Here is a 24,910-nt window from a genome sequence, read left to right on the forward strand (position 1 = left end):
CCGGCGACCACGCGGCGCCGGCTCGGGCAGGCGCGCCCGCGGCGCCGGCTCGCGCCGGCGCGCCCGCGCCCCGGTACTTCGCGGGGCGGGCGTTCGACACGTGCGAGGCGCCGTCGCTCGACGTGATGCGGGCCTGGCGGGACTCGCCGTACAAGGCCGTCGGCGTGTACTTCGGCGGCCGGGGCCGGGGCTGCCCGGCCCAGCGGGAGCTGACTCCCGGGTGGGTGGCCTCGGTGCACGGCCAGGGCTGGCGGCTGCTGCCGCTGTTCGTGGGTTCGCAGGCGCCGTGCGTGATCGCCGAGTCCAAGCGGCGGTACGCGATCGGCCGCACCCCCTGGCGGCAGGGCACCCAGGAGGCCGGCGAGGCGGTGCGGGCGGCCCGGGCGCTCGGCCTGGCCGCGGGCAGCCCGCTCTACCTGGACATCGAGGCGTACCGGACGGAGGACGCCCGGTGCGCGGAGACCACCCTGCTCTTCGTCCGGGGGTGGAACCGCGAGGTCCGCCGCCTCGGCTACGTCCCGGGCTTCTACAGCAGTGCCGACAGCGGCGTCCGGGAGGTGGAGCTGCAGCGGTTGGCGGGGACGCGGGATCTGCCGTCCGCGGTCTGGTTCGCGCGCTGGAGGGGCGAGCCCGCGCTCGACACGGAGAGCGTGCTGCACCCGCTCGCGTGGCGGCCGCACGGCCGGATCCATCAGTACGCGGGCGAGGTCACCGAGACGCACGGCGGCCGGCGCCTCGTGATCGACCGCAGCCTCGTCGACGCGCCCGTGGCCCACGTCGGCACCTGACGCCCGCCCCGCCCGGCCTCCCTTCCCTCCCCGCCCGGCCTCCCTTCCCTCCCCGCCCGGCCTCCCTTTCCTCCGCGCCCGGGCCTTGCCTTCCCCGCGCCCGGCCTTCGCCTTCCCCTCTCCGGTCTTCCCTCCCCACCCCGGCACTCCCCCCTCCCCGGTCTTCCCTCCCCACCCTGGCGCTCCCTCCCCTCCCCTCCCCTCCCCTCCCCTCCCTCCGCTCCTCTCCCTCCCCTCTCCACCCCAGACCCTGACTTCGCGTCCTCGGGGCTCCACCTTCAGGAGGTCCGGTGGTCCCCACCCCTACAACCTGAGGGGGAGTGCGGTTCGGGACCTGGGGCCGATCCGGCGGGCGGGGGCCGCTCATAGCGTGGAACCATGACTCCGCCGCCCTCTGGCCCCGTCTGCGCCGGTGCCTCCACGGCCGCCACGGCCAACCGCCCCGGCTCCGGCCCCGCGCCGTACGCCGCGTACCCGTCGTTCACCTCGTACGTCCGGGCCCGCGGTCCCGTCCTGCTGCGCACCGCGCGCTCGCTGACCGCGAACCACTCGGACGCGGAGGACCTGCTCCAGACGGCGCTCACCAAGACCTACGTCGCCTGGGAGCGCATCGAGGACCACCGTGCCCTGGACGGTTACGTCAGGCGGGCGTTGCTGAACACCCGTACGTCCCAGTGGCGCAAGCGCAAGGTCGACGAGTTCGCCTGCGACGAGCTGCCGGAGCCCGTCGGGCTGCCCGCGCCGGACCCGGCGGAGCGCCAGGCGCTGCACGACGCGATGTGGCGCGCGGTGATGAAGCTTCCCGACCGTCAGCGTGCGATGGTCGTCCTCAGGTACTACGAGGACCTGAGCGAGGCGCAGACCGCAGAGGTGCTCGGGGTCTCCGTCGGGACGGTCAAGAGCGCCGTCTCCCGGGCACTCGGCAAGCTCCGCGAGGACCCGGAGCTCTCTCCCGTCCGGTGAGGCGGGCGGAGGGCGAATGAGGGTTACCCTCGGTTATGCCAGTGATCGCTGGCAAATTCGTACTCCTGGGTAGTGACATACCGCCTGGTACGCGCGCAGAATCAGCCCATTCCTACTGCCGCGTAGCGCCCTCGGGAGGACGCCCGTGCTCAGCACCATGCAGGACGTACCGCTGACCGTGACCCGCATCCTGAAGCACGGGATGACGATCCACGGGAAGTCCACCATCACCACGTGGACCGGAGAAGGTGAGCCGCAGCGCCGCACCTTCGCCGAGGCAGGGGCGCGCGCGGCCCAGCTGGCCAACGCCCTGCGCGACGAACTCGGCGTCACCGCCGACGAGCGGGTCGCCACCCTCATGTGGAACAACGCCGAGCACGTCGAGGCGTACTTCGCGATCCCCGCCATGGGCGCGATCGTCCACACCCTCAACCTCCGCCTGCCCGCCGAGCAGCTGGCCTGGATCGTCAACCACGCCGCCGACCGCGTGGTCCTCGTCAACGGCTCCCTGCTCCCGCTCCTCGCCCCGCTGCTCCCGCACCTGCCGACGGTCGAGCACGTCGTCGTCACCGGTGCGGGCGACCGTTCCGTCCTGGACGGCGTGGCGCCGCGCGTGCACGACTACGAGGAGCTGATCGCCGGCCGCCCCACCACCTACGACTGGCCCGAGCTCGACGAGCGCACCGCCGCCGCCATGTGCTACACCTCCGGCACCACCGGCGACCCCAAGGGCGTCGTCTACTCCCACCGCTCCATCTACCTGCACTCCATGCAGGTGAACATGACGGAGTCGATGGGCCTCAACGACAAGGACACGACCCTGGTCGTCGTCCCGCAGTTCCACGTGCTCGCCTGGGGCCTGCCGCACGCCACCTTCATGACCGGCATCAACATGCTGATGCCGGACCGTTTCCTCCAGCCGGCCCCGCTCGCCGAGATGATCGAGCGCGAGAAGCCGACCCACGCCGCCGCCGTCCCCACCATCTGGCAGGGCCTGCTCGCCGAGGTCACCGCCAACCCGCGCGACATCAGCTCCATGGCCCAGGTCACCATCGGCGGCGCCGCGTGTCCGCCCTCCCTCATGGAGGCGTACGACAAGCTCGGCGTCCGCCTCTGCCACGCCTGGGGCATGACGGAGACCTCCCCGCTCGGCACCATGGCCCACCCGCCGGCCGGGCTCACGCCGGAGGAGGAGTGGCCGTACCGCGTGACGCAGGGCCGCTTCCCGGCGGGCGTCGAGGCCCGCCTGGTCGGCCCCGACGGCGAGATCCTGCCCTGGGACGGCGAGTCGGCGGGCGAGCTGGAGGTCCGCGGCAACTGGATCGCGGGCGCGTACTACGGCGGTGCGGACGGCGAACCGTTCCGTCCCGACGACAAGTTCAGCGAGGACGGCTGGCTGAAGACCGGAGACGTCGGCGTCATCAGCACCGACGGCTTCCTCACCCTCACCGACCGCGCCAAGGACGTCATCAAGTCCGGCGGAGAGTGGATCTCCTCCGTCGAGCTGGAGAACGCCCTCATGGGCCACCCGGCCGTCGCCGAGGCCGCCGTCGTCGCCGTCCCCGACGAGAAGTGGGGCGAGCGTCCGCTCGCGACCGTCGTCCTCAAGGAGGGCGCGAGCGCGGACTACGAGGAGCTGCGGGCCTTCCTCGCCGCCGAGGGCGGCATCGCCAAGTGGCAGCTCCCGGAGCGCTGGGCGATCGTGCCGAGCGTGCCGAAGACGAGCGTCGGGAAGTTCGACAAGAAGGTGATCCGCAAGCAGTACGCGGAGGGCGAGCTGGACGTCACCCAGCTCTAGCGCCCGTTCGGCGGTCGGCGCCGACCGGCCTCACCCGGGGGCTGGTCGGCGCCGACTGGCGCATGCGGGGCGGATCGGCCTCACGCGGGGCCGACCGGTCGCGTACGGCGCCGACCAGCCTTCATGCCGACCGGCCTCATGCGGCGCCGACCGGCCTCATGCGGCGCCGACCGGCCTCATGCGGGGGCTGGTCGGCGCCAACCAGCCCCCTGTACGGGCTAGTTGGTGCCGATCTTCGCGAGCAGGTCGACGATCCTCGCCTGCACCTCGGCGCTGGTCGAGCGCTCGGCGAGGAACAGCACCGTCTCGCCCGAGGAGAGCCGCGGCAGCTCGGCCTCGTCGAGGCCGGCGGAGGTGTAGACGACGAGGGGCGTGCGGTTCAACTGGCCGTTGGCGCGCAGCCAGTCGATGATCCCGGCCCGGCGGCGGCGCACCTGCATCAGGTCCATCACCACCAGGTTCGGCCGCATCTGCTGGGCCAGCGTGACCGCCTCGGTGTCCGTCGCCGCCCGCGCCACCTGCATCCCGCGCCGCTCCAGCGTCGCCGCGAGCGCCTGCGCGATGTCCTCGCTCTCCTCGATGACCAGCACGCGGGACGGGTGCTGCTCGCTGTCCCGGGGCGCCAGCGCCTTCAGCAGGACGGCGGGATCGGCGCCGTACGCCGCCTCCCGGGTCGCCTGCCCGAGCCCGGCCGCGAGCAGCACCGGCACCTCGGCGGCGACCGCCGCCTGCCGCAGCGACTGCAGCGCGGTGCGGGTGATGGGACCGGTGAGCGGATCGACGAACAGCGCGGCCGGGAAGGCGGCGATCTGCGCGTCGACCTCCTCGCGGGAGTGCACGATCACCGGCCGGTAGCCGCGGTCGCTCAGCGCCTGCTGCGTGGACACGTCGGGCGCGGGCCACACCAGCAGCCGACGCGGGTTGTCCAGCGGCTCCGGGGGCAGTTCGTCGTCGACGGGCTGCGGCAGCGGCTGGTTCGACACCTCCACGGCGCCACCTGGACCGTCCAGCGGCTCGGGCCCCTCGGCCGAGCCCTCGGCCGGCGCCTCTATGGCGTAGGCACGGCCTTCGGGAGCGGGCGCCGGCCCGAGCTTGGCCGCGGAGGGCAGGGAGGCCGCGGAAGGCATGCCTGCTGCGGCAGGCACGGCGGGTGTGCCGGGCATGCCGGGCGTGGCAGGCGTGCCGGGCGTGGGCGTTGCCTCGCCCGCCGGCCCCGGAACGGGCTTCGGCGCCGCCCCCGGGATCGGGGCCTCCGCCGGAGGGTGGGCCTTCGCCGTGGCTTCCGGCATCGCGGCCGCCATCGGGGCCGGGTTCATGGCCGGGTTCCCGGCCGGGTTCGTGGCAGTGACCGGATTCGAGGCGGCCGGGACCGGCGCCGACTGCCTGCCCTCCTCCGCCGGGTTGCCGAGCTTGCGCCGACGGCCGGAGGGCGTCGGCGTGGGCGTGACGGAAGTGGCCGGGGCGGGAGTCGGCATCGCGGACTGGACGAAGGGCACGCCCTGACCAAGGGTCCGCACACTGAACGCGCGCCCTCCTTGCGTCCCGTCCTTGGCTACGGCCATGGCAGCCGGAGCGGGAGCGGGCGGAGCAGCCGGAGCCGCCGGAGCCGCCGGGGCCTCGGGCGGCAGCGGTACGGAGCCGGTTCCGGTCCCGCTCGTGGTGGCGGCGGGAACGGCCTGCGGTGCCTGCGGTGCCTGCGGTGCCTGCGGTACGTGCGCTGCCTGGGCAGTCTGTGCTGCCTGGGGCACCTGCGCGGCAGGCAGCGGATGGGGCTGCGGCGGGGTGTGGTTGTCCTCCGGCAGCGTCCGTACGGTCTCGTGGGCGGTCGCCGGGTCGCCGCCGCGGTCGGCGTCGGCCGGCGGCAGGGCGAACGGCGTGCGCGGCCCGGCCTCCGCCGCCGCGGCCCGCTCCTGCGCCGCCGCGAGCGCGCGCCGGCGGCGGCCGGTGGGCCGGGGGGCGGTCTGTTCCTCGGACGCTACGGCCGGCAGCGCGAGCGCGGAGGCCGGCGCGGGCGCCGGGGATGCCATCGGGGCGACGGGAGCGCCGGCGGCATCGACGGGTACGCCCTGCGGCGGGACCGTGTCGCCCAGCGCCGGACGGCCCTGCGCGCTCTCGGCGGCGGTCACGACGGCGCCCTCGGCGGGCCGGCCACGCCGCCGACCGGTGCCGGTCGCGGCGCCCGTCGCGACACCGACACCGGCACCGGCGGTGGCGTCGCTGCCCACGTGCTGGGCGGGGATCAGCTCCGCCGGAGTGCCGGCGGCGGGCGTGTGCTCCGCGCGGCCGCGACGGCGGCCCGTCGGCTCGGGTACGGGTACGGGCCCGCCTTCCGGCGCCATGGGGCTCTGCAGGAAGGCGTCCGTGGATGCCCGCCGCGCGCGCCGCCGCCCACCGCCCTGGGTGGCGCCCAGGGCGGCACCGGCGAGGGTGCCGTCGGGGGCGGCGGCCTGCGCGGGCAGGGAAGGCTGCGCTGACGGGACGGGGACCTCACCGGAGGACTCCGGCCGATGCCCGGGCCCGGAGGCCACCTCAGCGGAAGTCATCTGTGCGGAAGGCACATGACCGGAAGGCCCGTCTGCGGCAGGCGCCTGAGCGCCAGGCACCTGCCCGGAGGCCTCCGGCCGTACGGACCCGACGCCGGACAAGGCCCCGGCTGCGGGCGGAACGGGCGGCACCGGCGAGACGGGCGGAACGGGCGTCGCCGGCACCGCATCCACCCCGGCCGACGTAGAAGCCCCAGGCACCCCAGGCCCCCCAGCCGTCCCAGTCGACGTAGAAGCCCCAGGCACCCCAGCCGTCGCAGAGGTCCCAGCCGCCCCAGCAGCCGCAGCCGCCTCAGGCACCCCAGCCGCCCCCGGCACCCCAGCCGGCGCGGGCGGCGTAGGCGCCGCGGGCAGCGCGGGCTGTTCCGAGAGGGCCGGCGGCAGGGTCACGGTGCCGCGACCGGCGCCGAGCGGCAGCTCGACGACGTACGCGCCGCCCACCGTGCCCGGCACCTCATGGGTCTGCACGACGCCTCCGTGCGCGGCGACGATCCCGTGCACGATCGGCTGGTGGACCGGGTCGCCGCCCGCGTACGGGCCGCGGACCTCGATCCGTACGACGTCACCGCGCTGCGCGGCAGCGACGACGATCGTCGAGTCGGCGTACCCGCCGCTCTGCGCGGCCGCCTTGCTCTTGCCGGTCGCGTCGACCCCGGCCACGTCGGCGACCAGGTGCGACAGCGCGGTCGTCAGCCGTACCGCGTCCACCTCGGCCTCGATCGGCGGCGCGTGCACGGCGAACTGCGCGCGGCCCGGGCCGATCAGCTCCACGGCCCCGTCGATGCCGCCGGTGACGACCGCGTCGAGCAGCGCGACGTCCTTGACCAGTTCCTCGGCGCCCGCGTCGAGCCGCTGGTAGGCGAGGACGTTGTCGACGAGGGTGGTCATCCGGGCGTAGCCGGCGGCCAGGTGGTGGAGCAGCTGGTTGGCCTCGGGCCATAGCTGCCCGGCGTCGTCGGCGGCGAGCGTGGCCAGCTCGGCGCGCAGCTCCTCCAGCGGCCCGCGCAGCGACTCGCCGAGCACGGCCGTCAGCTGCTCCTGCCGGGCGGTGAGCGCGGCGACCCGCCGCCGCTCCTCGGCGACCCGCTGCCTCTCCTCGGCCAGCTCGGTCTCGTACCGCTCCTTCTGCCGCTCCAGCTCGGCGGTGTGCCGCTCGGCGGTCTCGGCGACCTCGGCGGCGTGCCGTTCGGCGGTCTCGGCGGTCTCGGCGGCGTGCCGCTCGACCAGCTGCTCGTACGGCCTGCGGTCGGTGAAGGTCATGACGGCGCCGACGAGCTGGTCCCCGTCGCGTACCGGCGCGGTCGTCAGGTCGACCGGGACCCGGTCGCCGTTCTTCGCCCAGAGCACCTGGCCGCGGACGCGGTGCTTGCGGCCGGACTTGAGGGTGTCGGCGAGCGGCGACTCCTCGTACGGGAAGGGCTGGCCGTCGGCACGCTTGGGAAGGATGAGCGGGTGCAGCTCCGCGCCGCCGAGCTCGCCGGCGCGGTAGCCGAGGATCTGCGCGAAGGCGGGGTTCACGAGAACGACCCGGCCGTCGGTGTCCGTGCCGACGACGCCCTCGGACGCGGCGCGCAGGATCATCTCGGTCTGGCGCTGGGAGCGGGCGAGTTCGGCCTCGGTGTCGAGGGTGCCGGTGAGGTCGCGGACGACGAGCATGAGCAGCTCGTCGCCGGTGTAACCGCTGTACGAGTCGTAGGCCTCGCGGCCGTCCTCGAGGCTGGCACTGGTGACCTCGACGGGGAACTCGCTGCCGTCGGTACGGCGGGCCATCATCCGGGTCGGCCGGGTGCGGCCCCGGTCGTCGGCGCCTTCGGGGCGGCGCATCGAGCCGGGGATCAGGCGCGAGTCGAAGTCCGGGAGCAGGTCGAGCAGACCGCGGCCGACGAGGGCGGTGCCGGGGGTCTCGAACATGCCGAGGGCGATGGTGTTGGCGTTGACGACGGTGCCGTTGCAGTTGACGAGCACGAGACCGTCGGGGAGCGCGTCGAGTATGGCTGCGAGGCGAGCAGCGCCTCGGGATGGCCTGCTGCTCACGAGACGCTTCCTCCCTGAACCCACTGCAACTGCACTTGCCCGCAGCCCTTGCCTGGTGCTTGGTGCCTAGTGGCCGGCGGGCCCCATCTTGCCCCTCGGGCCGCGGCCTGTCACTGGAGGGAGTCTAAGGGAGGGCGGGCCTCCGCCTCTGGAGACGGGGTGGAGGTTCGGTGCCCGGCACGGAGCCGGGCGGGCCGCCCGGACCTGTCCCCGCTCCCTTCCCTGGTGAGGTCAGCCGGTGACGCGGGGGAGGACGGGCCGGAGATTCTCCCAGCGGTCGATCTCGCAGCCGTTGGCGCGGGAGAAGCGGGCGTCGACGGAGCGGCCCTGCCAGCGGCCGGTGATGTGGGCGGTGGCGGGGCCGCCGTACTGCTGGGTGCACAGCTGATCGGCGGGCACCGGCTTGAACGGGTCTTCGCCGGCCTCGGCGAGCTGCCCGAGCCGCTTGCAGGCGTTGCCGGCGGCGGGATGGGTGCCCCCGGGCTTGCCGCCGCACTCCAGCTTGAACGTGCCGTCGGCGTCCTCGTGCCCGCTCTTCTCGATGGTCACGGTGAGCGAGTCGGACTCGGAGAGCAGCGGCAGCGGGGGCAGCGGCCCGAGCCCGATGGCGGTGGTGGCGAAGGTCGCGAGGAGAAGGGGGCGCAGCATGACGGACTCCCGTGGGGGTGCGTGCCTGGAGCGGAGGGACGGGCGGGCGTTCTTCCCTCACTAACGCTCCGGGCTCCGCTGCGTTGCGCAACCGGGATGAGGCGTGCGGGCCGGAGGGAGCCGGACCGAGCCGCAGGGAGCCGGGGGACCCGGGGGGAGCCGGGGGCGCGCAGGGGTGAGGCCTTTGCCCTGGCCCCCCGGGGCCTAGTACGGTGATAAGCGATTGGTGGCACGCGGCTTGTCTGTGTCATCATCTGCACGCACCACTCGCGTACGCGCGGGGTGCATGGAGGCGTCGCCTAGTCCGGTCTATGGCGCCGCACTGCTAATGCGGTTTGGGCCTTAAAGCCCATCGAGGGTTCAAATCCCTCCGCCTCCGCCCCACGAAGCCCCGGCCCCCAGGACCGGGGCTTCGCCCGTCCCGGGGCCGCCGCAGGAACCCGCGCGCGGGGTATCCGATCCGCAGGAACCCGCGCGCCAAGGGAACGGATCTCTCAGAAACCCACGCGCCCAGGAACCCGCACCCTCAGAGATCCACTAGCCCGGAGATTCACCGGCTTCGGGATCCACTCGCTGCGAGAGCCATCCGCCCGCCCGGAGATCCACTCCCCCAGAGACCGGCGCTCCGACACCGCAGCCCCGCGCCTCCTGGCGCCACCGGCCACCCCGCTCCAAGCCTCCGAGCCCCGCTCCGGAGCCTGCTGAACCCCTACGAGCCCGGCCCGGGCCGCGCCCCCGCGCCGCTCGTGTGACCCCGGTCTCTTTTCGAGCGTTTCCGCCCCTCTCCACCCCCGCCGAGCTGACTGGCGGCCCGCGCCCCACCCAGTGATCGTCTGGCGTTTTCGCAGGTCACAAGGGGTGGACCCAATGGATTTCACATGACGGCGGCAGTCATGTAATGTTCTTCCTGTCGCCGCGAGCGGGCCGAAAGGCCGGGGAGCGGAGGCGAGAGAAACAAAAAAACAAGCACTCGTAGCTTAACGGATAGAGCATCTGACTACGGATCAGAAGGTTGCAGGTTCGAATCCTGCCGAGTGCACACAGCTCAGAGGCCCCGCCGGTTCGCCCGGCGGGGCCTTTGACATCAGCGGATGACATCAACGCCTAGATCGGGTACGCAGACGACGCCATTAGGGCGTCCGACTACAAGACCTCGTCGTTGGTGTCAGGCCCGAGTGCGTCATCCATCCGATCCGCTGCCGCCCGCAGCGTCGTCTGCATGGCGCGTGCGTAGGTGGCGAGCGTCATCGTGATCGTGCTCTGCCCGAGCATCTCCATGATGATCCGGGCGTCCACCCCCTGCGCGAGCAACAGGGACGCGCAGGTGTGCCGAAGGTCGTGGACGTGGTGCGGCGCGTAGGCCGCCAGCCACTGATGCGGGCCCGGCTGCTATACCGGGCCCGCGGTGGATCAGGACTTCACGAGCGTGATCTCCCTGCTCAGGTCCCCGGTGTACTGGGTCACCGGGTAGTCCCTGTCAGGCGCTTCCCCCCGGGCCCGGAGTACCGCAGGACCAGGCTTGAATGCGGCATCGGGTTCGAGGTTGCTCGGGAAGGAGACCGTCCACGGCACCGGGGCTCCCGGTGTGCAGTCGACGAAGAAGGCGTCCTCGCCGTTCACCCCGGACGCCGTAGCGTGCTTCTGGATCTGATAGGCGCTGGCCCTGAAGGTGAACCGGGCGGGCTTGTTGCATGTCACATCGCCACCCACAGTGATGACGCCGGTCTGGGCGTCGACCGTCCCCGTCGCGTCGAGGTTCACGCCGATGGCGAGCTCTTCCGGCGCCGCGGGCATGACCGCGTGAACCTCACCGCGCAGCGCGGTTCCGTTGCAGTACTGCTCGAAGGTGGCGTCGAGTTCGCTCACGTAGCCGTAGGGCCCGAACGCGATGTTCTCGATGGTGAAGGAGCCGGAAGTGGATGTGTTGCACCACTTCTCCGTCCCGTTGTCAGTCCCCGAGAACTCCAGCCCCGGGTCGCCCGGCTGGATATAGGGCCACTTCTTGGCCCCGGTGTAGGTGGTTCCCGCAGTCAGCTTCTGACCTTCCGGGGCCGAGATGAGGAGACGCCAGAGTGTCCCCTCGGTCGCGTCCACCGCGACGGTCAGACCTTGCTCGTTGCTGCCGGCCTCGACGTCGAACAGTTGGACCGCGCCGGCCGTGTACTCGTACGACTGGCCACCCGATATGGGCTCGCCCGTCTCGCCGCTGAAGCTGAGCGAGCCTGACACCGCGCTGTCAGCCTGTGCGGTGCCCACCAGTGGTGTAGCTGTGATCGCCAAGGCTACTGCCGCGATAACGCCTGCGGATCGGGCCAGGAGGCGTCTCCGTATGCCACTGCTCATCAAGTTCCTCCAAGTATGGTTCCAGGCACGCGAAATGACTGCGACGGCATAGGTCGTTCCAGGTCAAGTGCGCACGAAATCAGACTTCTAGGAGGCTGGGGGACCTCCGAGTAGGGCGCTCAGAACGTAGCAAGCGCCACTGACACCTCATGAAGCTCACTCGCCTCACTCGCGTGGCTGACAGCGCGCTCAGCCCGAGGGCGGTGCCCTGCCCTGGCCGGCTCGAACGGGCTGGCCCCGTCCACAACGGGCCGGTGCTCTGAACTGTGGGCTGGGCAGGGCATCCGCAGCCTCGCAGTGCAGCGTCCCAGTGAGGCCGACGACGCGTCGCCTCAGCGTTCCAAAAAATCTCAGAGCAGACGTCACGTTGGCGGAGGCCGCCCCCCGCTACCCCTCAACCACGCTGGAGGAAGGGGAAGCGGGATGCTGTCAGAGACCGAGGTTGCAGCCGTCGTCATCATTGCGGGGCAGGTGCTGATACTCGCTCGCACCTGGGTGCGCGAGCGCTCACGAGTCGCGATGGAACGTCAACGCGGTGCCGTACGTAGGGACATCGTCCGATCCCTGCCGCCTGGCAGTCGAGTCCAGGAGGCCGGCGACGGCACCATGATTGATGTCGGTCATGTCGAGCAGCGGCCGCATCAGGGGGACACGGCATGTGGGTAGAAGAGTGGTCGTCACTGGCCGCGTGCCGAACAGACGACTCTGACGCGATGTTCTTGACAGGACCCGCAGAGCTGCGCGCGAAGACCGTGTGTGCCGGATGCAGAGTTCGTACGGAGTGCCTAGCCGACGCGCTTGATAATCGCGTCGAATTCGGCGTGTGGGGAGGAATGACAGAGAAGGAGCGACGAGCGCTACTGGACCGTCGCCCCACTGTTACTTCGTGGCGCCGCCTTCTCGAAACAGCAAGGCGAGAGTGTTCGATGACCAAGGTCCGCCCGTAATCGCCCACGGGTTGGCTGGCATCATCCTTGGACGACCGCTGGTCACGGCGGTGTTCGAGGGAGGGGATCGGCTGTGGTTGTGGGTATCGCGCTGTTCGTATTTGGACTGGCGGGCGTGGCGTGGGGGGCGATGTTCCTGTTCAACGTGCGGGGCGCGGCGGACAAGGCCGTGGCGCGGCGCAATGCCGTAAGGGCTGTGACCGCAGCGCGGACGCTGGACATGGGGCTTGCGGAGCCATCGCGATTCGGTGCCTGGTTCTTTCGGCTGGTGGGCGGCATCGTCCTTCTCGGATCGCCCGTGCTCGCGCTCGCCGGCCTTGCCATCGCCACGCTCGAATGACAGCTTGAGCTGCACGTTGATCGATAAGGCGCTCGCCCCTACAGAGGGGGCGACGTGGACGTGGCCGCCATAGCGGCGCGGCGGGGGACCGATCGGCTTCGCGCCGTACAGCAGCGAGGCACAGCAACCGCTGCGACTGCTGGTGGGTGCGGTTGTCGACCCTCCTGGCCCGGCTCGAACGGGCTGGCCCCCTCCACAACGGGCCGGTGCTGGGGGTACAGCTGCCGGCCGACGCAGGTGGAACGATCGTAGGTGGCCAGCTCGGCTGTCGGCATCTGTGTTTCAGCGGCTGCCCTCAGTGCGCATCAGCGGCCGTGACCGTCGATGACTGGCAGATGCAGTGCTTGCGGGGAGAGCTTCGCTCCGGGATGGACTTCAGAGAGGAGCATCACGGTCATCTGGTGACCGCTCAGCCGGCCACGGCCTGACCGCTCGGCGGGCCACGGCCTGATGGACGGTTCGTGACGCGGCCGTGGCGTGGTGACCGTGGGCTGCGGCGTAGTCGATAGCGTCTGGCGGCATGTATGTCTGGTACGCCGCCTATGGGTCGAACATGCATCGCCGGCGGCTGGGGCGGTATCTCGCTGCCTGTCGGGAGCGGGCCGAGCCGTTGGAGTCGCGGGCCGTGGAGCTGCGGGGAGTGTTGTACTTCGCCACCGAGTCCGCCGTGTGGGGCGGTGGGCGGGGATTTCACGACCCCGGCGCCGCCGGGCGGGTGTTGGCCCGGGCGCATCTCATCAGTGCCCGGCAGTTCTCCGACATCGCCGCCCTGGAGATGTACCGCGAGCCCGGCGCCGACCTCGACCTCGAGGAAGTGGTGGCCCAGGGGCGGATGCAGTTCGGACCCGGGCGGTACGAGACCGTCGTCTGCGCCGGCGACGTCGACGGGATCCCGCTGCTCACCTTCACCGCGCCCTGGGCCGTGCACGACGTGGAACTGCGCCCGCCCTCGGAGCCGTATCTGCGGCAGGTCGCCGCCGGACTGCGCGAGTCGGGCGCCTGGGCGGACGAGGAGATCGCCGGCTATCTCGCCGACTGCCCTGGGGTCGCGCCGCAGTGGACGTACGACCGCGTCCGCGCGCTCCTCCACGACGTCGAGCACGGCGCCGCCACACCTTTGGGTGAACCGGGCTGATTTCCATGTCAGTTGAATATGCCCTCGGTCTAACGTGCGGGTGGAGGTGACGCCCAGATGAACGCCATCGACGCCATCGACATCGACGACTTCGTTTACGCCGCCACCGGCGCGAGGCTCCGCCGGCTCACACTGCCGGACGGTACGCACTGGTTTCCCGCCGTCGACGCGGCCCGCCGGCTCGGCTTCGCCAGCGCGGCGCAGGCGCTCCGTACGCACGTCGGAGACGCGCTCCACGCCACCATCGGCGAGCTCCCCCTCGACATGACCGGCCCCCGCCGCCTGCGGAAGTCCACGCGGATGGTGAGCCTCGAAGGGCTCGTCCAGCTCGTCAACGCGTCCCGGCGCTCCCAGACCGCGCCGTTCAAGGCCTGGGTCGCCGAAGTCGTCGTCGGCGTCCAGCGCGACGGGTCCTACGGACTCGAACCCTCGCCCGTGCACTGCGGTTTCGTCCTCCCGCAGCAGCTCCTTGACGTGCTCGTCCGGCTCGAGGAACGCGCGCTGCGGCCGGACGGCGACGGGTCGGAGTGCGCTGAGCTGCTGCGCGAGGCCGTCGGCGATCTCCATCGCATCGCCGAGTCGCTCGAACGGCTCTCCGTGCCCGCCCAGCGCTCCGCGTCGCGTGGAGGTGAGGGCGGGGTTCCTTCCGGCGGCGGGGTGCCTTCCGGAGGCAGGGTGCCCTCGGACGCCGGGGTGTCTTCCGGTGTCGGGGTGGCCTCGGATGCCGGGGTGCCTTCCGGAGGCAGGGTGGCCTCGGATGCCGGGGTGTCTTCCGGTGTCGGGGTGGCCTCGGATGCCGGGGTGCCTTCCGCAGCCGGGGTGCCCTCGGATGGCGGGGTGCCTTCCGCAGCCGGGGTGGCCTCGGACGCCGGGGTGCCCTCCGGCGGCGGGGCCGTTGCTCGTAGTCCGCAGGAGCTGCTCGACTGCTGGCGCGCGCGGAACGCCGTCGTCGGCGCCGACGTCCACGCCGTCGCCGCCTACCTCGCCCCCGCCCTGGTCCGCGGCGGCGTCCGCTACCGACTGGAAGAGGTCGCCCACCGCACCGGGCCCACCGCCGAGCGCGTCCGCGACTGCGTGCGCACGCTCGTCGAGCGCGGCTGCATGCGGCACGCCGGCGGGGCCGGTACCGACGGCGGGCTCCTTTACGCCCTGCCCTGACACGGTCCTTGCGCCCTATGGCCCGCCCTCGCCCTGACCGGCGTCGCCGGGCGGGCCCCGTGCGACCCGCACCCCGCCTCGCTGTCAGTGGCGGGTACGACACTGGAGGCATGGTGGTGTGGCGGAGTGCCGGGGTGTCCTGGCGGGGCGGAGTGCCCAGCCTCCGCTGGGAGGGCGGCGGCAGGCGGGTCAGCCCGCTCTCGTACGGGCGTGACCTGGCCTTCCGGGCCGTCGGCGAACGGCGCTGCTCCGGGGCACGCGGCAATTCCTGCCCCCTCGGCGCCGTCGTGGCCGCCCGCGGCACCGGCGGGCGGTGTGCCGAGTGCGCGCGGCTCGACCGGGCCCATTCCGTGGCCGCCGACACCGTCGCCGACGACCCGAGGCCGTACCGCGTCTATCTGGCCTGGTTCGGACCCGGGATGATCAAGGTCGGCATCACGGCGGAGGAGCGCGGCTCCGCGCGGCTGCTCGAACAGGGCGCGGTCGCCTTCACCTGGCTCGGCCGCGGGCCGCTCATGGCCGCGCGGCGGACCGAGGAGGTGCTGCGGCACGCCCTCGCCGTGCCCGACCGCATCCCGTACGCCCGCAAGCGCGCCGTGCGGTACGGCCTGCCGTCAGCCGCCGAGCGGGCCGCCGAGGTCTCGGAGCTGTACGCCCGCGTCCTCGCCGTGCCCGACTGGGCCGAGACCCTGGAGCCGCTGCCCTGCCACGTGAGCGACCACGCCGAGGCCTTCCACCTGGGCGCGCTTGGCGCTCCGCCCGCCCCTCCCGTGCCGCCCTCCGCCCCCCTCGTCGTCACCCAGCTCGTCGACGGCGGCGTCCTCGCCGGGCGGTTGATCGCCGCCGCCGGGCCCGATCTGCACCTCCTCGACCGCGACGGGCGCGGGCTCGTCCTCGACACCCGGCTGCTGTCCGGGTGGCAGCTCGTCGCAGCGGCGGCGGCGCAGGCGGGGAAGGCGGCGACAGCGGCAGCGGCAGCGGCTGAGGGCGGTGTCAGTGTGCCCCTGACCGCCCTCCTCATCTCCGGGGACGCCCAGGAGCAGCTCTTCTGACGCCCGGCGCCGGTACCGACACCGGCGCCGCACCGACCCCGACACCCGCGCCCGCGCGAAGCGCTGAACCGTAAAGTCTTGGATCCCTTCCGGCGGCTTCCATGGACACCGCCACCACCCCCATCGCAGGGTGATCACATGACCCAGAGCCTCGTGGGCGGCTTCGAACCGCCCTACTACACCGCTGTCTTCACCTCTGTCCGGCCCGACGCACCGGAGGGTTACGCCGACACCTCGGCCCGCATGCAGGAGCTCGTCCGGGACATCCCCGGCTTCCTCGGGTACGAGTCGGCCCGCACGCCCGGCGGCATCGGGATCACCGTCGCGTACTTCCGCGACCTGGACGGGCTCACCGCCTGGCAGCACCACCCCGAGCACATGGCCGCCAAGCGGTACGGCCGCGAGCACTGGTACGACAGCTACCGCGTCCACATCGGGAAGGTCGAGCGGACCTATGGCTACGACCGCGACTGAGCACCGGCACCCCGCCGAGGAGGCCGAGGAGATTCGGGGCTTCGCGCGCCGCCTCGGGATTCCCGGGCTCGTCGACGTCCACACCCACTTCATGCCGCGCAACGTCCTCGACAAGGTGTGGGCCTACTTCGACTCCGCCGGGCCCCTCACCGGGCAGGAGTGGCCCATCACCTACCGCGAGGAGGAGGACCGGCGGGTCGAGCTGCTGCGGGAGTTCGGGGTCCTCGCCTTCACCTCGATGCTCTACCCGCACAAGGCCGGCATGGCCGCCTGGCTCGACGACTGGGCCGCCGGCTTCGCCGCCCGCGTCCCCGACTGCCTGCACACCGCCACCTTCTTCCCCGAGCCGGAAGCCCCGGGCTACGTACGGCGGGCCCTGGAGCGCGGCGCCCGGGTCTTCAAGGCGCACGTCCAGGTCGGCGGCTTCGACCCGAACGACCCGCTGCTCGACGAGGTGTGGGGCATCCTCGCGGAGGCGGGGACCCCGATCGTGATCCACTGCGGGTCCGGGCCGGCCCCGGGGCCGTACACCGGGCCCGGGCCGATCGGGCGGCTGCTCGCCCGGCATCCGCGACTGGCCCTGGTGATCGCGCACATGGGCATGCCGGAGTACGACGACTTCCTCGACCTCGCCGAGCGCCACGAGCGCGTCCACCTCGACACCACCATGGCCTTCACCGACTTCAGCGAGCGCCTCGCGCCCTTCCCGGCCGCCACCGGGCTGAAGCGACTCGACGTGCTGCGCGAGCGGATCCTGCTCGGCTCCGACTTCCCCAACATCCCCTATCCCTACGCGCACCAGCTGCACGCCCTGGAACGGCTCGGGCTCGGCGACGACTGGCTGCGAGCGGTCTGCCACGACAACGGCGCCAGGCTCTTCGAGCTGCCGTCACGCGGGTAGGAACGCCCCGGCCCCTGCCGCCCCGGCCGCTGCCGCCCCCGGCCGTCTCCCGACCCTGCCGCTCCCGGCTGCTCCCAGCGGTCTCCCGACCCCTGCCGCCCCCGGCCGCCTCCGGCCCCCGCCGCCCTCGCGACGAACCGCCTCCGGCCCCCGCCGCCCTCGCGACGAACCGCCTCCCGCTCCCGCCCCCGCCCCCCGCGCTTTCTCAGCGAATTCACAGGAAAGCCCAAGCCGGGTCTCACGCTCCCCCGCGACCGTATCCGCATGACTGCGACCACTCCCCGTTCGCGTACCGATCTGCTCCGGCCCGACGGCAGTGCCGTCCGTGTCCTCGTCGTCGACGACGAGGCATCGCTCGCCGAGTTGCTGTCGATGGCCCTGCGGTACGAGGGCTGGCAGGTGCACAGTGCGGGCGACGGGGCCGGGGCCCTGAAGCGGGCGCGGGAGTTCCGGCCCGACGTCGTCGTGCTCGACATGATGCTGCCCGACATGGACGGGCTCGCCGTCCTCGGGCGGCTGCGGCGCGAGCTGCCCGAGGTGCCGGTGCTGTTCCTGACCGCGAAGGACGCGGTCGAGGACCGGATCGCCGGGCTCACCGCGGGCGGCGACGACTACGTCACCAAGCCGTTCAGCCTGGAGGAGGTGGTGGCCCGGCTGCGCGGGCTGATCCGCCGGTCCGGGGCCGCGCAGGCGCGCGCCGAGTCGCTGCTCACCGTCGGGGACCTCACCCTGGACGAGGACAGCCACGAGGTGACCCGGGGCGGCGAGTCGATCCATCTCACCGCCACCGAGTTCGAGCTGCTGCGCTTCCTCATGCGCAACCCGCGCCGGGTGCTCAGCAAGGCGCAGATCCTGGACCGGGTGTGGTCGTACGACTTCGGCGGCCAGGCCAACGTCGTCGAGCTCTACATCTCCTACCTGCGCCGGAAGATCGACGCCGGGCGCAGCCCGATGATCCACACCCGGCGCGGGGCGGGCTATCTGATCAAGCCGGGGGAGTAGTCCGCGTGCGCATCCGCCCACGGGCGCCCTGGTCGCTGCGGACCCGGCTCGTGGTCTCCGCCGTCGCGCTGATCGCCGTCGTCTGCGCGGTCATCGGCACGGTGACGACGATCGCGTTCCGGTCGTATCTGTACGACCAGGCGGACACCCGTCTGCTGGAGGTCGCCAACCGGGCCGCAGGGCCGCCGCCCGACTCGGCCGGGCCCTCGCCGGGCGGCTTCGACACGCCTCTGGGCTTCGTCATCGGGCCCGGTGCGCCGCTGGGGACGGTCGGCGCGCGGCTGGTGGACGGGGAGGTGACGGCGGCGGACCGTTCCGTGCCGCCGGAGGACGGCGTGTACGGGCCGCGGTACCGGTCGATCAAGCTCGACGACGCCCAGAGCGCCGCCCTCGCCGCCGTCCCGCGCGACGGTGATCCGTACACCGTGTCGCTGCCCGGCGGCCTCGGTGACTACCGGGTGCGGTACGCGACCGGCAAGAACGGCGACTACCTCATCGGCATCCCGCTGACCGAGGTCCAGGACGCCCTCTCCACCCTCGTCGTCGTCGAGCTGAGCGTCACCGGCGCCGGGCTCGTCGCCGCCTCGCTCGCGGGGACCGTGCTCGTACGGGTCGCGCTGCGGCCCCTGCGGAGGGTCGCCGTGACGGCGGCCCAGGTGGCCCGACTGCCCCTGCACAGCGGCGAGGTGGCGCTCGACCACCGGGTGCCGGAGGCGCAGGCCGATCCCCGCACCGAGGTCGGGCAGGTCGGCGCGGCCATCAACCGGATGCTGGACCACGTCCATTCGGCACTGGACGCACGTCAGCGCAGCGAGACGCGCGTACGCCAGTTCGTCGCCGACGCGAGCCACGAGCTGCGCACGCCGCTCGCCTCGATCCGCGGGTACGCGGAGCTGACCCGGCGTGGCCGGGAGGAGTGCGGGCCCGACACCCGGCACGCCCTCGGGCGCATCGAGTCCGAGGCGACCCGGATGACGGGCCTGGTGGAGGACCTGCTGCTGCTCGCCCGGCTCGACACCGGACGGCCGCTCTCGTACGAGAGCACCGATCTCTCCCTGCTCGTCGTGGACGCGGTCTCCGACGCCCGCGCCGCCGGGCCCCAGCACCGCTGGCGCCTTGAACTGCCCGACGGCGAGGCGGCGGTGAAGGTGCCGGCCGACGGCGCCCGGCTCCATCAGGTGCTGGTGAACCTGCTCGGCAACGCCCGCACCCACACCCCGCCGGGCACGACCGTCACCGCCCGCGTCCGTACGGAGCCGGGGCACGCGGTCGTCGAGGTCGAGGACGACGGGCCCGGCATTCCGGGCGAGTTGCTGCCCTCGGTCTTCGAACGGTTCGCGCGCGGCGACGCCTCCAGGTCCCGGCAGGCCGGCAGCACCGGTCTCGGGCTCGCCATCGTCCGCGCCGTCACCCTCGCCCATGGCGGCGAGGTGACCGTCGACAGCCGGCCCGGGCGGACGCTGTTCGCCGTGCGTCTGCCCCGCCGGCGCTGAGCCCTCTGTTCGCCGTGCGCTCGCCCCGTCGGCGCTGAGGCTGGCTTTGTCCATGAGCATGGACAGCACTTGTTTCACCACTTCGCGAGGCACCCGGGGTTCGAACAGCCCGTGACCCGCGACCGGTCTCCGCGGCGGACGGAGCATCACCGGCCCCCGGCAGGGTTGCCAGCGTCAACCTGGAACAGGTTTCGCAGACCGATGCGGTGAAATCGGCGGACCAGTCGGGTGGGCGCCGGCACGGATTCCGACCGCGGGCCGCGCGGGCCTTCCTAGGGTCGGCGCCATGAGCATCCCCACCGAGCCCATTGGCAGCATTCCCCGTTCCCGTGCCCTGCAGGAGGCCCTTGCCGAGCACGCCGAAGGGCGGCTGGGCGACGCGGAGCTGGCCAAGCTCCAGGAGCAGGCCGTCGCCGAGACCATCGCCCGGCTGGAGCAGCTGGGCGAGACGGTCCTGGTCGACGGCGACCAGGCCAAGCCCAGCACGATCACCTACCCCCTCACCGGACTCGCCTCCCTCTCCCCCGACGGCGCTGTGATCCCCTTCGCCGACGGCCACACCCGGCAGCTGCCCCGCCTGACCGGCGGACCGTTCCGCTACCAGGTCCGCGCCGAGACGTACCTCAGGGACGCCCTCCGGCACACCGACCGCCCAGTGAAGCAGTCCGTCGTCGCCCCCTCCGCCCTGTCCCTGCTCTACCCGGGCGAGCCCATCGACGGATACCCCCGCGAGAAGTTCCTGAGCGATCTCGCCAGCGAGGCGGAGGCCGACATCCGCGGCTGCCTGCAAGCGGGCGCCCACCGCGTACAGCTGGACTTCACCGAAGGCCGGCTGTCACTGAAGCTCGACCCGTCCGGCAGTGTGCTCGACGACTTCATCGCCCTCAACAACGAGGTCCTGGGCCGGTTCACCGAGGAAGAGGGGGCCCGCCTCGGCGTGCACACCGACCCCGGCGCCGACCAGGACTCCACCCACAGCCTCGACGTCGACTACGCCGGCCTGCTGCCCAAGCTGTTCCGGCTCAAGGTCGGCAACTTCTACCTCCAGCTGGCCGGCGAGCCCGATCCCGAGCGCGTCCTGCGGATCGTCGCCGACCAGCTGCGTCCCGGCATCCGCGTGTTCATCGGCGTCACCGACCCCCTGAGCACCACGGTCGAGACCTCCGAAGAGGTACGCGACCGCGTCCTGCTCGCCGCCCGCCACATCCCCGTGGACCAGCTCGGCACCTGCGACGACGCCGGCTTCTCCCCCTTCGCCGACGACACCTCCACCTCCCGGGACCTCGCCTTCGCAAAGATCGAGGCCCGCGTACGGGGTACCGCGCTCGCCTCTGAGGCCCTCGGCCTGTAACCGCCCACTACTCGGCGAACGGCCGCTCCCGTCCGGCTCCGCCCGGCCGTAGGACAGGCGGAGTGGCCGGTGTCCGGGAAGGTGTCGCAAGCGGAGAGCGCCTTCCCGGACGTCCCGGCGGGCGATCAGCCGGCCCCTTTCCCCCCTTCCGACAGCGCTGGACACCTCCCTCTTTCCGGCAGCGCTGAGCTCGCAGGTTCCGGCGGTTCCGAGCACTCACAGGCGCGCCACAGGCTCACCACACGGCCGTGACAGCGGGCCCGGCGAGTGTCGGGGACATGCGAACGTCACCGAGCGCCGAAACGCTTCCCTCCCGGGAGCACCTGCCCGTGGGCGCGGCCGGCCGGCCCGTCCTCGACGTGGTGATCCCCGTCCACAACGAGGAGAAGGACCTGGAGCCGTGCGTGCTGCGGCTCCACGAGCACCTTCACCGCACCTTCCCGTACGCCTTCCGCATCACCGTCGCCGACAACGCCTCCGCCGACGCCACCCCGCACGTGGCCCGTGCGCTCGCCGCCCGTCTGCCGGACACCGTCCGCAGCGTGCGACTCGAGCAGAAGGGCCGGGGCCGGGCGCTGCGGACGGTGTGGTCGGCGTCGGACGCGCCGGTCCTCGCGTACATGGACGTGGACCTGTCCACCGATCTCAACGCGCTGCTGCCGCTCGTCGCGCCGCTCATCTCGGGTCACTCCGACCTGGCGATCGGCTCGCGGCTCGCCCGTTCCTCGCGCGTGGTGCGCGGCCCCAAGCGGGAGTTCGTCTCCCGCGCGTACAACCTGATCCTGCGCGGCTCGCTCGCCGCCCGGTTCTCGGACGCCCAGTGCGGGTTCAAGGCGATCCGGCGGGAGGTCGCCGAGCGGCTGCTGCCGATGGTCGAGGACTCGGGCTGGTTCTTCGACACCGAGATGCTGGTGCTCGCGGAGCGGGCCGGGCTGCGGATCCACGAGGTGCCGGTCGACTGGGTCGACGACCCCGACTCGACGGTGCACATCGTCCGTACCGCCACCGAGGACCTGAAGGGCGTGTGGCGGGTGGGGCGGGCGCTCGCGACCGGCGCGCTGCCGCTCGACCGGCTCGCCCGGCCGTTCGGCGACGACCCGCGCGACCGCGAACTGCAGGGCGTGCCGGGCGGGCTGGCGCGGCAGCTGGTCGGCTTCTGCGTGGTCGGCGCCCTGTCCACCCTCTTCTACCTCGCGCTGTACTCGCTCTTCCGGCTCGGCGTCGGCGCCCAGCTCGCCAACGCCGCCGCCCTCCTGGTCTCCGCCGTCGCCAACACGGCCGCCAACCGCCGGCTCACCTTCGGCGTACGGGGCCGGGAGCGGGCCGCCCGCCACCAGGCGCAGGGCCTCGTCGTCTTCGGCATCGGCCTGGCCCTGACCAGCGGTTCGCTCGCCGCGCTCGACGCGGCGAGCGGCGACCCGGCGCACTCCACGGAGCTCGCCGTGCTGATCGTCGCCAATCTCGCCGCGACCGTCGTGCGCTTCCTCCTCTTCCGGCTCTGGGTCTTCCCGGACCGTTCCCCGAACACGACTAGGACGTCGACCCGATGACCACCGACCACCGTTCACCCACCCGGCTCCACCGCCTGTGGCGCGGGCGGCCGGAGGACGCGCCGTGGGTGCGGCCCGCGTTCCACGGCCTGCTGCTCGCCACCGCCGCCCTCTACCTCTGGAACCTGAGCGCGAGCGGCTACGCCAACTCCTTCTACTCCGCGGCCGTCCAGGCCGGCAGCCAGAGCTGGAAGGCCTTCTTCTTCGGTTCGCTCGACGCGGCGAACGCCATCACGGTCGACAAGCCGCCGGCCGCGCTGTGGCCGATGGCCCTGTCGGTGCGGCTCTTCGGTCTCGGCTCCTGGCAGATCCTCGTACCCGAGGTGCTGATGGGTGTGGCGACGGTCGCCGTCCTGTACGCGGCCGTCCGCCGTCGCTTCGGTGCGGGCGCCGGCCTGATCGCGGGCGCGGTCCTGGCGCTGACTCCGGTGGCCGCGCTGATGTTCCGCTTCAACAACCCGGACGCGCTGCTCGCGCTGCTCATGACGGTGGCCGTGTACTGCGTGCTGCGTGCCCTGGAGCTGGACCGGGGCGCGGCGAAGTGGCTGGTGTGGGCGGGCGTGGCGCTCGGTTTCGCGTTCCTCGCCAAGACGCTGCAGGCCTTCCTGATCCTGCCGGTGCTCGCGCTCGTGTACGTGGTGTGCGCGCCGGGCGGGGTCGGGCGCCGGCTCGGCCGGCTCGGCCTGGGCGGGCTCGCGCTGCTGGTCTCGGCGGGCTGGTGGGTGGCCCTGGTCGAGCTGTGGCCGAAGTCCTCCCGCCCGTACGTCGGAGGTTCGCAGAACAACAGCTTCCTTGAGCTGACCTTCGGCTACAACGGCCTGGGCAGGCTCAACGGCAACGAGGTCGGCAGCGTCGGCGGCGGTGGCCGGGGCGGTGCGGGCGGCGCCGGCGGCAGGATCACCGAGAACCTGCCGGCCGGCATGGAGCTGCCCACCCGGGCCGGCGGCGGACCCGGCGGTGGTGGCTGGGGCGAGACGGGCCTCGGGCGGATGTTCGACGAGCAGATCGGCGGCCAGATCTCCTGGCTGCTGCCCGCCGCGCTGATCCTCCTCGTCGCCGGTGTCGTGGTGACCTGGCGGGCCGCGCGCACCGACACGGCGCGCTCGGCGTTCCTGGTGTGGGGCGGTTCGCTGCTCCTGACGACGGCCGTCTTCAGCTTCATGGCCGGCATCTTCCACGAGTACTACACGGTGGCGATGGCCCCGTACGTCGCCGCGCTGATCGGCATGGGCGCGGCGGTGCTCTGGGAGGAGCGGAGCCGGTTCGCGGCGTCGGCGGCGCTCGCGGTGACGGTCGCGGTGACGGCGGTGTGGGGCTGGACGCTGCTCGGCCGTACGCCGGACTGGCTGCCGTGGCTGCGCTGGACGGTGCTCGTGGCCGGCTGCGCGGCGGCGCTCGGGCTGCTGCTCGCGGGCCGTACGGACCGCCGTCTGGGCCTCGCGGCGGCGGGCCTGGGCCTCGCGGCGGGACTCGCGGGCCCGTTCGCGTACACCCTGGCGACGCTGGCCGACGGCCACCAGGGCTCGATCGTGACGGCCGGCCCGGCGGGCATGGCGGGCCCGGGCGGCATGCGCGGCGGCCCGGGCAACGGCCGGATGTTCTTCGTGTACGGGCCGGACGGCCAGGGCCAGGCTCTGGGCGGCCAGGGCGGCCAGGGCGGCCAGTGCGGCCAGGGCGGCCAGGGCGGGCAGGGCCAGTTCCCGGGTGGGCCGGGTGGTCAGGTGCCCGGTGGCCAGGGGCAGATGCCTGGCGGCGGGCAGATGCCTGGCGGTGGGCAGGCGCCGGGTGGTCAGATGCCCGGCGGCCGGGCTCCCGCCGGCCAGGGCGGTCAAGATGGTCAGGGCGGCCAGGCTCCCGGTGCGGCCCGTGAGGGCCGGGCCGGCGGCCCCGGCGGCATGGGTGGGCTCCTCAACGGCGCGGACGTCGGAACCGAGGCCAGGGAGAAGCTGCTCGCCGAGGCCGACGACTACACCTGGGTCGCCGCCGCGATCGGCTCGCAGAACGCCGCCAGCTACCAGCTCGCCACCGAGAAGCCCGTGATGGCCATCGGCGGCTTCAACGGCAGCGACCCGTCGCCGACGCTCGCGCAGTTCAAGCAGTACGTCGCCGAAGGGAAGATCCACTACTTCATCGCGTCCGGCGGAGGCTTCGGCGCGGGCGGCCACGGCGCGGACATCTCGTCCTGGGTGGAGGAGACCTTCGAGAAGGTCACCGTCGGCAGCGCCACCTTCTACGACCTGACCAGCCACCTGACCAGCAAGAAGTAGTCGGAAGGAAGCCGGAAGCAGCCCCAAGGCAGGGACCGGAAGCAGCCGGAACCAGTCGGCCGAAAATAATCGCTATACAGCGTACGAGAGAGTCTTATACGGTGTACGAGTCCAAGCCTCGTA

The 24,910-nt window shown here is 72.8% G+C and carries 19 protein-coding genes and 2 tRNA genes; 17 read left to right on the forward strand and 4 right to left on the reverse strand.

Annotation, left to right across the window (positions count from 1 at the left end; all coding sequences use genetic code 11):
- The 3 genes from ACFVGS_RS15670 to ACFVGS_RS15680 form a co-directional block, all read left to right on the forward strand.
- A partial coding sequence (locus ACFVGS_RS15670) for a DUF1906 domain-containing protein (protein ID WP_385692726.1) occupies positions 1 to 788 on the forward strand: 788 nt, incomplete at its 5' end.
- 378 nt (positions 789 to 1,166) lie between these two features.
- Positions 1,167 to 1,751, forward strand: coding sequence for a SigE family RNA polymerase sigma factor (locus ACFVGS_RS15675; RefSeq protein ID WP_384407514.1), 585 nt, complete (start codon positions 1,167 to 1,169; stop codon positions 1,749 to 1,751).
- 145 nt (positions 1,752 to 1,896) lie between these two features.
- Positions 1,897 to 3,549 (forward strand): long-chain fatty acid--CoA ligase, encoded by a 1,653-nt coding sequence (locus ACFVGS_RS15680; RefSeq protein ID WP_384407512.1) that lies wholly within the window; start codon positions 1,897 to 1,899, stop codon positions 3,547 to 3,549.
- A gap of 218 nt (positions 3,550 to 3,767) precedes the next feature.
- Here the strand turns inward: ACFVGS_RS15680 and ACFVGS_RS15685 are convergent, their stop codons facing one another.
- A complete protein-coding gene (locus ACFVGS_RS15685) occupies positions 3,768 to 8,126 on the reverse strand; it encodes a PAS domain-containing protein (protein ID WP_385692727.1) in 4,359 nt (1,452 codons plus the stop codon).
- A 231-nt stretch (positions 8,127 to 8,357) separates the two neighbouring features.
- A complete protein-coding gene (locus tag ACFVGS_RS15690) occupies positions 8,358 to 8,774 on the reverse strand; it encodes an SSI family serine proteinase inhibitor (protein ID WP_384407508.1) in 417 nt (138 codons plus the stop codon).
- 288 nt (positions 8,775 to 9,062) lie between these two features.
- Between ACFVGS_RS15690 and ACFVGS_RS15695 the strand changes: the two genes are divergently transcribed.
- Both ACFVGS_RS15695 and ACFVGS_RS15700 read left to right on the forward strand, forming a co-directional pair.
- Positions 9,063 to 9,153, forward strand: a tRNA-Ser gene (locus ACFVGS_RS15695).
- Positions 9,154 to 9,740: 587 nt separating this feature from the next.
- Positions 9,741 to 9,813, forward strand: a tRNA-Arg gene (locus tag ACFVGS_RS15700).
- A gap of 104 nt (positions 9,814 to 9,917) precedes the next feature.
- On the opposite strand, the gene ACFVGS_RS15705 is transcribed toward ACFVGS_RS15700, so the two are convergent.
- Both ACFVGS_RS15705 and ACFVGS_RS15710 read right to left on the reverse strand, forming a co-directional pair.
- Positions 9,918 to 10,142: a tyrosine-type recombinase/integrase gene (locus tag ACFVGS_RS15705; protein ID WP_385692808.1), complete on the reverse strand. Its 225-nt coding sequence runs from the start codon at positions 10,140 to 10,142 to the stop codon at positions 9,918 to 9,920.
- A 42-nt stretch (positions 10,143 to 10,184) separates the two neighbouring features.
- Positions 10,185 to 11,117 (reverse strand): hypothetical protein, encoded by a 933-nt coding sequence (locus tag ACFVGS_RS15710; protein ID WP_385692728.1) that lies wholly within the window; start codon positions 11,115 to 11,117, stop codon positions 10,185 to 10,187.
- 656 nt (positions 11,118 to 11,773) lie between these two features.
- Between ACFVGS_RS15710 and ACFVGS_RS15715 the strand changes: the two genes are divergently transcribed.
- From ACFVGS_RS15715 to ACFVGS_RS15770, 12 genes are all read left to right on the forward strand, one after another.
- Positions 11,774 to 12,064 carry a WhiB family transcriptional regulator gene (locus ACFVGS_RS15715; RefSeq protein WP_385692729.1) on the forward strand — a complete coding sequence of 97 codons (291 nt, stop codon included), beginning with the start codon at positions 11,774 to 11,776 and terminating at the stop codon, positions 12,062 to 12,064.
- Between the two features lie 79 nt (positions 12,065 to 12,143).
- Positions 12,144 to 12,404, forward strand: a complete 261-nt coding sequence (locus tag ACFVGS_RS15720; RefSeq protein ID WP_384407498.1) for a hypothetical protein — start codon at positions 12,144 to 12,146, stop codon at positions 12,402 to 12,404.
- A gap of 718 nt (positions 12,405 to 13,122) precedes the next feature.
- On the forward strand, positions 13,123 to 13,539 hold the full coding sequence (locus tag ACFVGS_RS15725) for a hypothetical protein (protein ID WP_385692730.1): 417 nt from the start codon (positions 13,123 to 13,125) through the stop codon (positions 13,537 to 13,539).
- A 57-nt stretch (positions 13,540 to 13,596) separates the two neighbouring features.
- A complete protein-coding gene (locus ACFVGS_RS15730) occupies positions 13,597 to 14,697 on the forward strand; it encodes a Bro-N domain-containing protein (protein ID WP_385692731.1) in 1,101 nt (366 codons plus the stop codon).
- 110 nt (positions 14,698 to 14,807) lie between these two features.
- Positions 14,808 to 15,749 carry a DUF2797 domain-containing protein gene (locus tag ACFVGS_RS15735; protein WP_384407492.1) on the forward strand — a complete coding sequence of 314 codons (942 nt, stop codon included), beginning with the start codon at positions 14,808 to 14,810 and terminating at the stop codon, positions 15,747 to 15,749.
- A 138-nt stretch (positions 15,750 to 15,887) separates the two neighbouring features.
- Complete coding sequence (locus ACFVGS_RS15740; RefSeq protein WP_384407490.1) at positions 15,888 to 16,223, forward strand: antibiotic biosynthesis monooxygenase family protein; 336 nt, start codon at positions 15,888 to 15,890, stop codon at positions 16,221 to 16,223.
- Positions 16,204 to 17,124, forward strand: a complete 921-nt coding sequence (locus tag ACFVGS_RS15745) for an amidohydrolase family protein (RefSeq protein WP_384407488.1) — start codon at positions 16,204 to 16,206, stop codon at positions 17,122 to 17,124. The genes ACFVGS_RS15740 and ACFVGS_RS15745 overlap by 20 nt, the downstream gene beginning before the upstream one ends.
- Before the next feature lie 264 nt (positions 17,125 to 17,388).
- Entirely contained in the window at positions 17,389 to 18,126 is a 738-nt protein-coding gene (locus ACFVGS_RS15750) for a response regulator transcription factor (protein ID WP_385692732.1), read from the forward strand.
- Positions 18,127 to 18,131: 5 nt separating this feature from the next.
- Positions 18,132 to 19,619 (forward strand): sensor histidine kinase, encoded by a 1,488-nt coding sequence (locus ACFVGS_RS15755; protein WP_385692733.1) that lies wholly within the window; start codon positions 18,132 to 18,134, stop codon positions 19,617 to 19,619.
- Positions 19,620 to 19,905: 286 nt separating this feature from the next.
- On the forward strand, positions 19,906 to 20,970 hold the full coding sequence (locus tag ACFVGS_RS15760) for a 5-methyltetrahydropteroyltriglutamate--homocysteine methyltransferase (protein WP_385692734.1): 1,065 nt from the start codon (positions 19,906 to 19,908) through the stop codon (positions 20,968 to 20,970).
- A gap of 278 nt (positions 20,971 to 21,248) precedes the next feature.
- The gene (locus ACFVGS_RS15765; RefSeq protein WP_385692735.1) at positions 21,249 to 22,520 is read left to right on the forward strand and encodes a glycosyltransferase; all 1,272 of its coding nucleotides are present in this window, start codon (positions 21,249 to 21,251) and stop codon (positions 22,518 to 22,520) included.
- Positions 22,517 to 24,787, forward strand: coding sequence for an ArnT family glycosyltransferase (locus ACFVGS_RS15770; protein WP_385692736.1), 2,271 nt, complete (start codon positions 22,517 to 22,519; stop codon positions 24,785 to 24,787). Before ACFVGS_RS15765 ends, ACFVGS_RS15770 begins: the two co-directional genes overlap by 4 nt.
- The last annotated feature ends 123 nt before the right edge of the window (positions 24,788 to 24,910 follow it).

It is taken from the genome of Streptomyces sp. NPDC127114, assembly GCF_042677525.1.
Taxonomy (GTDB): Bacteria; Actinomycetota; Actinomycetes; order Streptomycetales; family Streptomycetaceae; genus Streptomyces.